This is a genomic window from Thermoactinomyces sp. CICC 10523 (assembly GCF_016055105.1).
Lineage (GTDB): Bacteria > Bacillota > Bacilli > Thermoactinomycetales > Thermoactinomycetaceae > Thermoactinomyces_A > Thermoactinomyces_A daqus.
The window spans coordinates 1-13,930 of record NZ_JAECVX010000022.1 but is presented as its reverse complement, the minus strand read 5'-3'; the positions used below and the strand labels follow the sequence as shown (position 1 = coordinate 13,930).

Here is a 13,930-nt window from a genome sequence, read left to right as displayed (position 1 = left end):
AAGAAATTTGGCGGTATTATTCGAAGGGGATTTATTCGACGGGGAGTGGGTCAATTCTTTTTCGGCGATCCTGGGTCAATTATAGACCGGCGGTAACACTTGCCGAGATTATAAATCGGAGCGAGGGAATTTTTCTGCTGTTTTGAATTTGGGCAGGCTCTATGACATTTTATCGCTTGACTTTCCCCTTGTATGGAAGGTTTATAATTCGAGTGCAGAAGGAGTGATCCCATGTTTAAAATCAGCGAATTCTCAAAGTTAAGCCAAGTGCCTGCCAAAACATTACGGTTTTATGATCAAATTGAACTTCTGAAGCCTGCCTATACTGATCCACAAAGCGGTTACCGTTACTACAACAGCGAACAGCTTCTTGATCTGCATCGGATTCTTGCGTTTAAGGACCTTGGTTTTACGCTTGAACAAATCAAACAGCTTCTCAATGATAAAGTATCTACTGTGGAAATTCGAGGAATGCTTCGACTTAAGCAGGCGGAACTGCACTCGCTGATTCAGTCGGAAATGGAGCGTTTAAGACGTATAGAGGTGAGATTGGAACAAATTGAACGGCAAAGTGACGGGCTTTCTCATTATGAGGTTGTGGTTAAGAAGGTTGAGCCCTTATTGGTTGCAACGCTTAAAGAGACCACAAGCAGAGCAAGTATTCCCGGGTTATTCGAAGAAATCGATGAATATTTAAAATGGAATGGGATACCGATTCCTGTAACCCATATAGTGATGTGGTATGGTTGTTCGGAATGTGAAAGTAACATCGATTTGGAAATAGCTTGTCCAATTCCGCGCAAGCTTCAGGACACTGCCCGTTTTCGGACGGTGGAATTGCCGGAATTGACCGTTGCGTCGGTTACCCATATAATCCGTCCGGATGTGGATACGCCGGTAAGCATCGATCTGGGATCTTGGATTGAGAAGAATGGCTACCGGATCAGCCCGGAAATGCCAAGCAGGGAAGTTTATTTATCACCTCAAGAAAGTAACAAATTGCAATATGTGACAGAGAGTCAGATGCCCATTTTGGGAGCGGGTTTCATGCGATGAACCGGATGATAACAGGTGCTGATGATGACCTTTTTTGGTTGCTTCTGTGCCGCCTGCTATTCAAAAAACTTTAATCATCGTGGAACAAGGAGTGTTTGATATGTCGGATTCTTTGGAAAAGCAGATGATTGCAGAATTTAATGTTCCTGTTGAAATGAGAGATGGGATCGTGTTGCGCGCTAATATTTATCGGCCCAATCAGGAAGGAAAATGGCCCGTTTTGCTCCATCGCCATCCTTATAATAAAGATAATCCCCCTGTTTCTTTTGGATTATATGATATTTCTCGTGCAGTCCGGCAGGGATATGTGGTCATCGTTCAAGATACAAGGGGAAGATTCGCTTCCGAAGGAGAATGGGAGCTTATTTCGACGAGCAGACATGAAGCTTCTGATACATATGAGACCATCCGGTGGGCAAGCACGCTTCCTTATAGCAGTGGTGAAGTCGGTTTGTTTGGTGAATCTTATTCCGCATTCGTTCAGTGGGCAGGCATGCTGCAAAATCCACAGGAACTCAAAGCAGCAACCCCTTCTTTTTCCTGGAGCGATCCCTTTGACGGATTAATGTACCGGGGAGGAGCGCTGGAACTCGGTTTTTTGGCCTATTGGCAATTGGGAATGTATCTGGACACACTCACAAGACTTTATTCGGATGAGCAAGAACGGGCTGCTGCTTTGGCGCAGTTAATTTCAGATATTGATCAACTAAAAAAGGCGATTAAAGCACTGCCATTGAAAAATTTTGCGCCTTTTGCCCGTAATAAAGTGGCTCCCCTAATTCTTGAACATTTTGAGCGCGGCATGGATCAAGCTTATGTGGATGCATTATCGTTGAAGGGGAAATATGACAAGATCACGGTTCCTGCACTTAACATTGCAGGCTGGTACGATATATTCTTGCAGGGAACCATTGAAAACTTTTTGCAAATGCGCAACAAAGGAGGCAGTCCGGAAGCCCGGCAGAGCAAATTGGTCATCGGTCCATGGATGCATTTGGATCACAGTCATCAAGCTGGTGACATAAATTTTGGATTGGCTGCCAATTCCTCTGTCGTGGATTTGGTCGGACTCCAATTGCGATGGTTTGATCATTTCTTGAAAGGAAAGGACAACGGTATTATCGGTGAAGCACCTGTCAAATTATTTGTGATGGGCGAGAATGTTTGGCGCGATGAGTATGAATGGCCGCTTGCCCGGACAATTTATACCCCGTACTACTTGCACAGCCAAGGGCATGCGAATACCCTTCAAGGTGATGGAGTTCTCAGTACAATCATGCCTGGTCAAAAGGCAGCCGATCATTATACATATGATCCCTTGAATCCGGTCATAACGAAAGGCGGATCCATCATGATGCCACCCGATTTCGGCAGCGGTGCATTTGATCAAAGAGAGATTGAATCACGCGATGATGTATTGGTTTATACAACTCCTGTATTGGAAGAAGACATAGAGGTTACAGGTCCGGTTAAAGTGAAACTGTGGGCAAGCTCAAGTGCCTCAGATACAGACTTTGTCGCGCGATTGGTGGATGTTCATCCCGACGGATATGCACAAAATCTGACCGATGGAATTATACGTGCCCGTTATCGGAATGCTGCTAAAGGAGAGGCACCAAGCTTGATCGAGCCGGGAAAAGCTTACTTGTATGAAATCGATTTATGGTCAACAAGCAATCTATTCAAAAAAGGACATCGTATTCGCTTGGATATAACGAGCAGTAATTTTCCGCGGTGGGACCGAAATCCCAATACCGGCAAAAATTTCGGTGAGGATCAGGCTGAGGATGTGGTGATCGCCCGGCAAACCATCTTTCATGATGCAGAACATCCTTCTTCCATTATTCTGCCGATCATACCAAGAAGATAATGTATTGATCGTACTGTTAAATGATCTGGTACTGAGGGTTTTATCTGCAAAACAGTTAAAAACATAAACAAGTTTGCAATGCAAATAGAAAAATAACAAATGCGAAAACAGGAATGAAAACAAATTAAATTCATGCTAAAAATAACATTCAGATCCCTTTAGAGAAAACACCGATCTCTCCATGGAAAAGAACCAACTCAGGATTATGAGTCGGTTCTTTTCATCATCCCTACTTACGCATTCCCATCATATTTCCGGAACCATAACGTTTAAGCCCATGATAAAAGAGGGCAGTGCCACCGCAAACAAGGAGCGCGGTGACCCCGAGTGCAGCACCAAAAAACAACGGTTGCACTTCCCGAAGCAAGCCGAGCGGAAGGTAAGAGATGAATCCGGCAGGAAGGACTGTAAAAAGGAGAACTTTTGTCAGTCCGCGGAAAATGTCCGTCGGATAGGTGGCAAAAGTGACGATCAACTCTTGGCCGACCAGTCCTTCAACATTGCCGACATAAAAAGCGAGCGATTGGATATAGACAGAAAAGAAGACAAAGATCAACATGGAAAGCAGCAGGGCCCCCGCAAATTTGACAATCCCGATCCAAGTGTGTTGGCCGAAGAAGAGAAAGACGATCAGGGAAAAGATGAAGTCGCCCAGAGCGGAAACGGACATGCGGGAGATCAGGACATGCAGCAGGACGGGTTTGGGTTGAACCAGGTAGGTATCCAGCTGACCGGTTATGATGAGATTTCCGATGTTTTCCGCATTCCCGAAAAAAGCGTTGGCGAGTCCGAAACCGCCCGCAGTGACAGCCCATAACATCATGACATCCGATACTTGCCAGCCGTTGACCAGATGAAAGCGATGGAAATAGATCTGCCAAAAGAAAAGCCAAACAGCATTGTTAAGGATCATCATGCCCGCCGTCATGAAGAAACTCAAACGGAATTCCATGGCGCCAGCGAGGTTGAGCTTCCAGCATGCAAGGACAAATCGGGCGTATTTAGCCGCCGTTGACATGAAGCTTTCGCACCCCTTTCTCGTAGACCCGGTGCAGCAAGAATGAGAGAAGGAGAATCCAGGCTGTCTGGATCAAAACTCTTTTTCCCAGTGTGAGCCATTCAAAGTGCACGCCTGTATTTGCCGCGAAATAGGTAATGGTTTGGAAAGGCAGCCAATGGCAAATGGTTTGCAGATAACCGGGGAATATTTCCAGCGGAAGCATAAGGCCGCCGATTATAAAAAGGATTTTATTGTATACGAAGACGAGGCCCCGTGTCTCTTCCACCCAGAAGGAGCAGAGGGACAGTATCATGGTCATGAGATAGTTAACTGTAAAGGAACCGACGGAGATCAGCAAAAATCCGAGCCAACCAAAACCAAAGTGCGGCCACCCGAACAAAGTGATTCCAAGGGCGCTGCCGAGGGACAGATTAATGCCGAGACGGACGTACGCTTCCCCCATATAGGAGAAGTAATGGTAAAGGAGATAGCTCATCGGGCGGGTGAGCTGATAACCCACATCCCCTTTGATCACTTCTTCTTCAATTTTGACGGACAGGCGTGGCGATGACAAAATGATCGATTCGGCAAATATGAGATACCAGATCATTTGTTCGTAAGTGTATCCTGAGATGACCGGGGAGCCTTCACCCTGGTAAGTGATTCGCCAGAGTTGAACGAAAATGAACAGAATGACCAGCAAAAACCAGGAGCGAATGAAGAAAGAGCGGAGGTAGGCAAAGTTATTGCGGACCGTGATCGAACCGACGGCACCATATTTTTGCATTTTTTTGCGAAAGCGCAATCTGCTTATAACTGTCTCCATTTCATTCACCCTCCTTCCCGCTTTTCATAGATATGGGTAATGATTTCCTCCATCGAAGGATCTTCAATGGTAACGTCGGCCAGCCGATGATTTTGGATGATATGGGAGAGTACTTGTTCGATGGAAGTTTGAGAAGTGTCTACAGAGAGGCGAAGGCCGGTTCCTTTTTGCTTGACCAATACCACTCCGGAAAGATGGAAATGGGTTGGTGCTTCCTGCAATTTCAAGTGAATGGTCTTGTGCTTCAAAAAATGCCGCTTCAAATTGGAAACAGTGTCATCAAGGATGATTTGGCCGTGATTGATCACGATCGCCCGCTTGCAAAGTTGTTCAATATCGCCTGCATCATGGGAGGTAATAAACAGAGTTGTCCCTTCTTCCTGGTTTATCTCTTTGATCAGATCACGGATTTTTTGTTTAACAACCACGTCGAGGCCGATGGTCGGTTCATCCAGAAAAACGATCTTGGGGCGATGCAGCAAAGTGGCGGCAATTTCACAGCGCATCCGTTGACCAAGTGACAGTTTGCGAACGGGGATATCGACCAAATCAAACCGTTCAATCAACTGATCCCGCCGTTTTCGATAATCGCCACGGGGAAGTTCATAGATCCGGCTCATCAGTTCAAAGGTGTCAAATGGTGGCAAATGGTACCACAGTTGCGATTTTTGTCCGAAAACAGAGCCGATGTGAAAGGCGAGCTTTTGCCGTTCCAGCCAGGGATTAAATCCCAGTACTTCGGCGCTTCCGCGGGTTGGATGCAAAATTCCGGTCAACATTTTGATCGTAGTCGATTTTCCTGCACCATTGGGGCCGAGAAATGCAAGAATTTCTCCTTGTTCCACCTGAAAATCAAGCGGGTGGACAGCGATTTGTTCGGAGAGAGAAGGATGGAACAAATTTTTTATTGATTGAAGCAAACCCGGTTTTTTGTGTTTGACAATAAAGGATTTTGACAGTCCTTCAACCCTGATGGCCTTCGTCATGGCGTCTTCCTCTCCTTTGGGAATCAAAAAATTTATGACTATTTTAAATGATTTGTTTTGCCATGTATAGTATTTCAGTTTAACTTTTGCTTCATGGGACGATAGGTAAGGGATACAAACGAAAGTTTGCAGTTTAGACGAAATTTATTAAAAAAATCTAAACAATCCGTATAGAAATTTCCTTTTTATTTTTAATATAATTTATTTATATCGAAACAGGAATTACAGGAGGAATGAATAGATGGCGAAACGAAAACCGCTTATGATGTTAAATTTTGAATTCAAGTCCCCTAAATCTCCAGAATACTTGAAAATTGGCGACCCGATTTTTGTTAATGGCAAACCGTATCAAATCAAAAATATGTTTCTCTATGCCGGTCAACGAAATTTTCGAACCGACTGGGGCTTGATCAGAGAAAAAGAGATTGTGTAACGCGAAAACGGATCAAAGTGTGATCCTGGCTGATTTTATTAAATCAATTATGCATTGGGGAGGAAGCGGGGAAGGGTTTTGAGTTGTTTCAGGATCCATCAATATCAACGACAGACAACAAATACGCCGAATCGCAGAAAAACTGGCTGGTTCGGCGTATTCGCCAATAAAGAAACATTGACCGGTTTTGTGGAATCAAGGAACAACGAAGAGAAAAGGGATTCTGACTGAATCTTCATCCGATCAGGGAAGGAACATGCTTATACCGGTTGTTGAGTTTGCGATCAAGAGGTTGCCGCGTGCAGTCTCTTTTTATTTTGGGGCTATCGCTTAGGAAGCGTTCTGTCAGGAATATGGCTTAAGATAATTGGTCATTTGTCTTGTTTTAGTGATTAAATATTTTTATTATTCGTATAATTTAAGTGATGTGTTCATAAGATTGAGGATAAGGTTTTACACAATTGCATAATTAAAGGAGGGATTAAGTGAAGATTCGGGATAAGCTTTGTCTCTTGATGCTGAGCCTGTGGATGGGGATTTTTATTTGGTCAGCCATCAATCCTTTAAATATAAAATTATGGATCTATGAAGTGAGCGGAGCTTTCTTGCTGGCAGCGGCCTTGTTAGTGACTTACCGCCGTTTTCGCTTAACGCCACTTGCATATGTCATTGTTTTTATCGCAATCACCATCATGCTGATTGGAGGACATTATACCTACGGTGAAGTTCCTTATTTTAATGAAATAAAGGAGGTTTTGTCTCTTAAAAGGAATAATTTCGATCGGTTTGGGCACTTTTTTCAGGGAATGGTTATCGCTGTGCTGTTTCGGGAATATCTGGTCCGTAAGGGCGTGATTCGCGATCGCAATCGGGAATCTTTTGTCATCTTTTGTATCAGCTTGGCTTTTAGCGCGGCTTATGAGTTGTTTGAATTTTTCTTCGCTATTCTGTGTCAGTTAAATATATCGAAATTTCTCGGCGAACAAGGGGATCGCTGGGATACCCATTGGGATATGGCCAGCGCTTTTTTGGGGGCGCTCATTTTTCTTCTCTTTCTCAGAAATTGTCACGATAAACAGATCAGAGCGCTGGAGAAGAACGGTATCTGAAAGCTTCAAGGCGGCCCTATCCGTTTGGCCGCCTTGAAGCTAGTAATCCTTATTCTTTATGGCGAAGATGCGTAACCGCTTATAATCAGCTACCCAAGTTCCTTTTTGATAGAGCTTGGAATGAAGATTATACTTAATTTTTTGATATATTTCTCTTCTTTCTGTAGTAGAAAACCCTTGAAAAAAACTATCTGTAAACATATCAAGCCAATGATCCAATCCATGTTCTCCGCCGGGTAATGGGGTTGGACGATCAAAATGAATGGCATTCAGGACACGGAACCCATTTTTTTCAAGTAGTGTGCAATATTCGCCGATACTAGGAAAATACCAAGGGTTTCGGCTTTCGATGTCTATTTGATATTCTTCTAACGTTTCTTTTATTGCCAGAAAAATCGACTCAACGTTCCCTTTACCACCGAACTCAGCTACCAAGCGACCGTGTGGCTTTAGATTAAACCAAATATTCTTAATCACCTTCGTTGGTTCTTTTATCCAATGAAGCACTGCATTGGAGAAAACAGCATCAAAAGTTTCCTTGGATTGAAACTGATAAGCATCTTGTACCTCAAAAGAAAGATGAGGATATTTTTCTCGGGCTTTGTTTATCATGTCTGGAGATGAATCAATTCCAAGAGTTTTAGCCCCTTCTTGGGCAATTTTATTGGTAAGATCTCCTGTTCCGCAACCTAAATCAAGAATAGTTTCATGGGGTTTAGGGGATAGTAGTTGAATAAGGTCTTCACCTAGTTTGGAAACGAAATAAACTTTTTCATCATAGAAGGTAGCATTCCATTCATTCATAAGGTTAAAATTCTCCCTTCCTCAGATTATGATTTTTTTTTGACGTTCCCGTCGAACCGATACACTTTCACCAGATACTCCCCAGTTATCCGTAGAAATTTCTTCGATAAGAACAAACGTATGAGCAGGATTTTTGTTGAGGACTTTTTCAAGAAGCTCGGTAGCTCCTTTAATGAGCTGATTTTTCTGCTGAGTTGTAACTCCTTCATCAGTAATTTTAATAGTTACAATGGGCATAAAATCGCCTCCGTTAATCTGAAATCGGATAAAGAATATAACCTATATTTCTAATAGTGAGAAGAAACTTCGGTTTGGCGGTATCATCGCCGATTCGTTGACGTAAACGGTTGATGTAAACATATAAATCACACAACTTGGATGTGCTAAACTCCCCCCATGCATAAGCAATAAGTTCTTCACTTTTCACGGGTTTTCCAAGGTGCTGAACCAAAAAGAAGACGAAACTGTGTTCGCGATAAGCTTATTACCATATTGTCTCGAATCAGCGTCTCAAAATTCAAATCGAGAAAGCAATTATTTCCCACTGCAATTTTGAAGTTGGTATTGCTGACCATAGGAATTCCAGATTCCGCACCTGCCTTTTCGCCTGTTGGTTTATATTTACCAATAATAACACATTTATTTTTATTGTTCAAATTCAAAATTAATAAATAGAATTGCAAATAAATGTATTAAGAAATCTTGATAAACTGTAAGGAAAAATAGGGTTACATCTTTTAATTATGGGAATATTTTTTAAGAAATTGAAAGGAGAGTGAATGATGACAGTAACAATGAACTCCCGGTTGAAGGAAAAGCTGTTGTCTGAAACAACCCCTTTTCATGAAGTTGTAAAGGAAATGATTGTAGAAAAAAACTTATACTCATATTTTATTAACAATCCTGATCATCGAGAAATCCTGCTTTCACGTACAAGACAATTGGCAGAGGATTTTAAAAAGAAAAATCCACAAGCCATTTACTCGCTTCATCGCAGCTTGGGATGGATTTATGAACTTCACCTTTATACTCCTGGTAAACATCCAGTTTACAATCAATTTAATCCTATATTGTTAGAGGTCCAGAGACTGCTGGAAATGGCTTGGGAAGAGTTCGAGGACCAGCGGATACCAAAAGTTGATTACCCAGAGAATCCTGATGAATTTATACGTTGGTTTAAATTAATGTTGATCAATCACGAAGTAGCTGAACATAAATTGTTCCATTATCTCGAAAAAAATGCGAGTTTTGAAGAAATGGCTTACTTTTTCTCTCAAGAAATCACGGTTGATTCTCGATTTGATGACCTTGTAGCATTAGCTCAAATTGGTCTTGATAATGATGTCAAAATGGAACTTGCAGAAAACTATTGGGATGAAATGGGCAATGGCGATATGTCTAAAGTCCATACTATCATGTTTGATCATTTGCTGGAGGAATTAAAGGTCACTGGGGATAAATCATTAAATTCGTTATTTAACGATGCATCATGGGAATCTCTGGCTTGCGGAAATGTACTGTTACATTCCGTAATTCACCGAAAAAATGCATATCGGGCCTTAGGAGCATTAGGTGCGGTAGAAATGCTGGCTCCCAAACGGTTTAGTTATTTGGTTAAAGGATATAAAAGAATAGGATTGAGTGAAAAGGCTCAGGAGTATCATGTATTGCACATTTCCATTGACGCCAAACACGGAGATGGTTGGCTGCGAAACGCTATTGCACCAGTCATTAAAAGAAACCCTGAAGCTAAGAAAGAGATTATAAAAGGAGCGTATTATCGTCTGAATACATCCATGGATTACTGCAATATGCTCTATCAAACTTTTACAAAGAATTGATCAGACTGAAGTCAAAGCCCACTTTTAATAGAAAAAAGTGGGCTTGATTATAAGTTCGCTAAGTAATATGTAAAGGGAGATCGAAATGAAATCTGATCGTTTACAAGGTTTGTCCTTGGGGATCTTTACGGAACTGGCAAACAGAAAACAGAAAGTTAAACAGCAAGGGCGGAAAGTGATTGACTTGAGTGTTGGGAACCCTGATTTGCCCCCGCACCCTAGAATCATGTCCACCTTAAGCACATGGGCACAAGACGGTTCAAAATATGGGTATACCTTACATGCTATCCCTGCTTTCAATCCGGCGGTAGCTCAATTTTACAGCGATCGCTATAATGTTGACTTACAACCAAACCAAGAAATTTTACAGGTTCCCGGAACACAAGATGGCCTTTTTCAATTGGCACTGTCGATAATAAATCCAGGTGATTATGCCCTTGTAACTGATCCTGGCTACCCGATCTACGAAACCAGTGTAAAATTAGCAGGGGGAAGGGTTTACTATATTCCTTTGACCGAAGAGAACGGATTTTTCCCGAGACTAGACCAAATTCCCGAATCTATCTTAAAAAAAGCAAAACTTTTGTTCATAAATTTTCCTGGAAACCCTATTCCTCAGTTAGCTCCTCCCTCCTTTTTCGAAGAAGTTGTATTTTATGCAAAAAAGTTTGATTTTAAAGTAATTCATGATTTTACCTACTCAGAACTGGTATTTGACCAAGAACGAGCTACAAGTTTTCTGAATATCCCTGGTGCAAAGGAGGTTGGGGTTGAGTTTAATTCCCTTTCTAAAACGTTTCACATGGCCGGATGCAGAATTGGTTATGTTGTAGGAAACATGGAAATCATTCAAGCACTATCTCTACTCATGTCCCATACTCATTATGGAATTTTTTATCCTATTCAGAAAGCAGCGGAAGAAGCTCTTAAATCAGGGGATTCATTTTATCGTTCTCATATAAGAATTTATCAGTCTAGAAGAGACCTTGTTATCAAAGAGCTAAAAAAATCCGGTTGGGATGTAATGAATCCTCCTGCTACGATGTACATCTGGGCAAAAATCCCCCTTTCTGTTTCTTCAACCGAATTTTGTTACAGGTTAATGGAAGATACAGGTGTGGTGCTGACACCGGGAAGTGCATTTGGAAAGAACGGAGAAGGTTATGTCCGGATTAATTTGGTACAACCGGAAGTACAATTAAAGAAAGCAATGAACCTCATTCATCACTTTCTTTTAAAACAAGGATGGGTTTAAATGGCACAAAGAATGAGCGGATGGAATTGGTTTCTCTTAATATGCATTTTGACAGCATGGGCCAGTGCGAAGATTATTACCAGAGAATTAGTATCCAAGGGGATCGCCGAACCGATGACTTTGATGAGTATTCGCTATGGAATATCCTCTATGGTAACAGCCGGTTTTGCAAAGATATTCTTTAAAAAAGAGCAATTAAAATGGGATTCCCGGTATTTATTTGGAGGATTATTTGTAGCAGCACAAGCTATTTTGTTAGGAATTGCATTAAAAACAGCTCCGGTCTCGTTAGCAGGTGTTTGCTTTTTTGGTTGTTCCAGTTTAGTATCATCTGTTTACGGACTGGTCACCAACAGACAGGAAGTCAAAATTCATCTTTTTGCATTACTAATTAGCTTGTGCGGGCTTCTTCTCATTTCCGATCCAACTAATCATGCCACGTGGAATGCCGGAATATTTTTGGCGATTTTGGGCGGAGTTTTCTGGGGTGGGTATTTACTTTGGTGTAAACATCAAATTCCTGAAGGCTGGATCGCTAATATTATCGCCAGTAGCCGAACCATGGGGATCGGAGCGATCATTTGTTTTATTTTTTCCTTTATTTATGAACCAAACGCTTACCACAATATGAATTCGTTATCCTGGGGAGCAGCTGTTTATATGGGAATCGTGCCTCAGGCAATTGGTTTTGTCTTATTCGGATGGTTGGCTCCTAAACTTAACCATACTCAACTGGGGGTATCTCAGTTAGGTACTCCTTTGCTGGTTGCTTTTGGGGGAATATTGTTGTTGGGGGAAGATTGGACATTTACACTGGGAGCCGGGATGATTTTCATATTATCAGGCATCGCCTTGGCTTCTAAAAAACCAAAACCCCAGCCTGCACGGAAGGAAGTTAAAGATGATGCATACTTGTAAAACATTTGCAAGGGATTCGAGATATGCTGAATGAACAATTACAGAGGAATAAATTTTTGTTGTCAGAAGAAAAGAGGCGTCTAATCGCCTCTTTTTAAGCATGTTGTCAAAGAGAAGTTTCACGCGGGAAAATGGAAGAAAGTAGCCTGTGACGATCATATCATTTATCAATAATTGATCTCTGTTAAAAATTAGATTCTATTCGGATTTATCGATCTCTTTATTCTTCAGGTTGAGAAATTTTGTAGAGTATGCAGCTAAAATGAAGAATAAAATGATCAGGGACCAAGTTAAATAACCGGGCCATTTAAATGCAGTTCCAATTGCGGCAACGATCCCAAGAGCTAACAGAAAAATCGCTGTCAGGTACTTCATGCCCCAACCTCCTTGATCGAGAGACTCCCTCCATCCCTGTATCTTCAGGGGGTTTAACTCCCTGTCGTTTAATTCTATCCAAAGAAATGATCTCCTTCAAAGAGGACTTTAAACAGTCCTTGCTGCGGAAGAGCAGAGAACGCTTCAAAAGTTCTGAATGAATTGTTGTGAGTCTTGTGGGTAGTTTTTTAAACATTACCAGGTTGAACTAAAAAAGGCTAAGTTGCTGTGGAGCAGGGTTCAGAAAGTAAGGAGTGTTCATATAGGGATTGAGTGACGAAAGCAAGTAGGGATTGGACAAAATTTCTTCAGCGGCTACTTCCAACCATGAGGGATGTTTGACGTGGTGCACTCTGCTTTTTTCTCTAAGTTCAATATGGAGGATTGATTGACCGTAACGGTCCAAAAGGGAGAGATGAGAGAGGTATCTGCGTTTTTGATGGAAACGAATACGCTGGTTTAATTTAATTTCGTTTATTTCATCCCGCGGGATTTCATGACGCTCCCCGCAGAACAGTTGAACTTCAACAGGATCGCCTTTTCCCCTCATCCATTGATCTAATACGAAGCGAAGAACATGTTTAGCTAAAGCGATTGAGGAATAATTTAATTTGCATTTGCGTTTTTCGCCGGGATAATGCGAAAAATAAGGTTTTTTTAATTTGCTTAGTCTGAGAATCAGTTTTCCTTTGCATTCAGGACATTGGTACGGTTCTTGAGGATTCGCTTCTTTTGGCAAAATAATTTTTCCGGTTGAACTGAGTCCGTAAGGAATAACTCCGTACTGCCGACGATATTTGGGTCGGATTTTTGTTTGTACCATCAGTTTCAGCCTCCTGATCTTCCCATTGAGTAATTTGTAAATTTTTGTCCTTTTTTTAAATATTATAACCATTTATCAGAAATATTAAAATATAGGAACATGATTATTTTTTCATTGGATTATTACATAAGGAATGTAGACTGGTTTGAAATGCAAACTTTTGATTGACACATTCGAAATATCAGGGAAAAGCAAGATGGATATTGATGATATCCCGTATTTCTATCGGCTTTGAAAGGCTGTGAAGATTAATATAATGTGAACCACAAAATTGATAACCTATCATTAAAGATAAAAAATGTATAATTGTCACGGAATATGCGAATCTGTTTTAGGAGGAGTTGAATTCAGTGAATATTACTCCGGATATTAAATCAATCGCATTATTTTTTATCTTATTTGTGCCGGGATTCATTTCGATGAAAGTGTACGATATGCTTGTTCCCAGAGAAGAAAGGGACTATGCAAAAACTATATATGCCATTATTGCTTATAGCGTGTTTAATCTCGCTCTGATTTATCCGTTTTTAGGCATTGTTACCGCCGGTCTATAATTGACCCAGGATCGCCGAAAAAGAATTGACCCACTCCCCGTCGAATAAATCCCCTTCGAATAATACCGCCAAATTTCTTC

At 41.5% G+C, this 13,930-nt stretch carries 16 protein-coding genes; 8 read left to right on the top strand and 8 right to left on the bottom strand.

Annotated elements, in window-relative coordinates; genetic code table 11:
* Positions 1-231 precede the first annotated feature (231 nt).
* Both I8U19_RS16680 and I8U19_RS16675 read left to right on the top strand, forming a co-directional pair.
* The gene (locus I8U19_RS16680) at positions 232-1,056 is read left to right on the top strand and encodes a MerR family transcriptional regulator (protein ID WP_198056576.1); all 825 of its coding nucleotides are present in this window, start codon (positions 232-234) and stop codon (positions 1,054-1,056) included.
* A 100-nt stretch (positions 1,057-1,156) separates the two neighbouring features.
* Positions 1,157-2,926 carry a CocE/NonD family hydrolase gene (locus tag I8U19_RS16675; protein WP_198056575.1) on the top strand — a complete coding sequence of 590 codons (1,770 nt, stop codon included), beginning with the start codon at positions 1,157-1,159 and terminating at the stop codon, positions 2,924-2,926.
* Positions 2,927-3,155: 229 nt separating this feature from the next.
* Here I8U19_RS16675 and I8U19_RS16670 read toward each other — a convergent pair whose 3' ends face one another.
* The 3 genes from I8U19_RS16670 to I8U19_RS16660 are packed head-to-tail and all read right to left on the bottom strand — an operon-like array spanning position 3,156 to position 5,738.
* Positions 3,156-3,944 (bottom strand): ABC transporter permease, encoded by a 789-nt coding sequence (locus I8U19_RS16670; RefSeq protein WP_198056574.1) that lies wholly within the window; start codon positions 3,942-3,944, stop codon positions 3,156-3,158.
* Positions 3,928-4,752 (bottom strand): ABC transporter permease, encoded by an 825-nt coding sequence (locus I8U19_RS16665; protein ID WP_198056573.1) that lies wholly within the window; start codon positions 4,750-4,752, stop codon positions 3,928-3,930. Before I8U19_RS16665 ends, I8U19_RS16670 begins: the two co-directional genes overlap by 17 nt.
* Positions 4,753-4,757: 5 nt before the next feature.
* Positions 4,758-5,738: an ABC transporter ATP-binding protein gene (locus tag I8U19_RS16660; protein ID WP_198056572.1), complete on the bottom strand. Its 981-nt coding sequence runs from the start codon at positions 5,736-5,738 to the stop codon at positions 4,758-4,760.
* Between the two features lie 241 nt (positions 5,739-5,979).
* Between I8U19_RS16660 and I8U19_RS16655 the strand changes: the two genes are divergently transcribed.
* Together I8U19_RS16655 and I8U19_RS16650 are read left to right on the top strand one after the other, a co-directional pair.
* On the top strand, positions 5,980-6,171 hold the full coding sequence (locus I8U19_RS16655) for a hypothetical protein (protein WP_198056571.1): 192 nt from the start codon (positions 5,980-5,982) through the stop codon (positions 6,169-6,171).
* Positions 6,172-6,656: 485 nt separating this feature from the next.
* On the top strand, positions 6,657-7,280 hold the full coding sequence (locus I8U19_RS16650) for a DUF2238 domain-containing protein (RefSeq protein ID WP_198056570.1): 624 nt from the start codon (positions 6,657-6,659) through the stop codon (positions 7,278-7,280).
* Positions 7,281-7,319: 39 nt separating this feature from the next.
* On the opposite strand, the gene I8U19_RS16645 is transcribed toward I8U19_RS16650, so the two are convergent.
* From I8U19_RS16645 to I8U19_RS17435, 3 genes are read right to left on the bottom strand one after another with little or no spacing between them, the layout of a single operon-like run.
* A complete protein-coding gene (locus I8U19_RS16645) occupies positions 7,320-8,084 on the bottom strand; it encodes a class I SAM-dependent methyltransferase (RefSeq protein ID WP_033101667.1) in 765 nt (254 codons plus the stop codon).
* A 21-nt stretch (positions 8,085-8,105) separates the two neighbouring features.
* Complete coding sequence (locus tag I8U19_RS16640) at positions 8,106-8,321, bottom strand: tautomerase family protein (RefSeq protein WP_198056569.1); 216 nt, start codon at positions 8,319-8,321, stop codon at positions 8,106-8,108.
* Between the two features lie 13 nt (positions 8,322-8,334).
* Complete coding sequence (locus I8U19_RS17435; protein ID WP_370589811.1) at positions 8,335-8,511, bottom strand: winged helix-turn-helix domain-containing protein; 177 nt, start codon at positions 8,509-8,511, stop codon at positions 8,335-8,337.
* A gap of 355 nt (positions 8,512-8,866) precedes the next feature.
* Here I8U19_RS17435 and I8U19_RS16630 point away from each other — a divergent pair, with 355 nt between their 5' ends.
* From I8U19_RS16630 to I8U19_RS16620, 3 genes are all read left to right on the top strand, one after another.
* Positions 8,867-9,925, top strand: a complete 1,059-nt coding sequence (locus tag I8U19_RS16630) for an iron-containing redox enzyme family protein (RefSeq protein ID WP_198056568.1) — start codon at positions 8,867-8,869, stop codon at positions 9,923-9,925.
* 85 nt (positions 9,926-10,010) lie between these two features.
* A complete protein-coding gene (locus I8U19_RS16625; protein ID WP_198056567.1) occupies positions 10,011-11,180 on the top strand; it encodes an aminotransferase class I/II-fold pyridoxal phosphate-dependent enzyme in 1,170 nt (389 codons plus the stop codon).
* Entirely contained in the window at positions 11,181-12,098 is a 918-nt protein-coding gene (locus tag I8U19_RS16620; protein ID WP_198056566.1) for a DMT family transporter, read from the top strand.
* A gap of 198 nt (positions 12,099-12,296) precedes the next feature.
* Here I8U19_RS16620 and I8U19_RS16615 read toward each other — a convergent pair whose 3' ends face one another.
* A complete protein-coding gene (locus tag I8U19_RS16615) occupies positions 12,297-12,473 on the bottom strand; it encodes a hypothetical protein (protein ID WP_198056565.1) in 177 nt (58 codons plus the stop codon).
* Between the two features lie 208 nt (positions 12,474-12,681).
* Positions 12,682-13,296: a competence protein CoiA family protein gene (locus tag I8U19_RS16610; RefSeq protein WP_198056564.1), complete on the bottom strand. Its 615-nt coding sequence runs from the start codon at positions 13,294-13,296 to the stop codon at positions 12,682-12,684.
* Between the two features lie 350 nt (positions 13,297-13,646).
* Between I8U19_RS16610 and I8U19_RS17535 the strand changes: the two genes are divergently transcribed.
* Entirely contained in the window at positions 13,647-13,850 is a 204-nt protein-coding gene (locus tag I8U19_RS17535; RefSeq protein WP_198056563.1) for a DUF6338 family protein, read from the top strand.
* Positions 13,851-13,930: the final 80 nt, after the last annotated feature.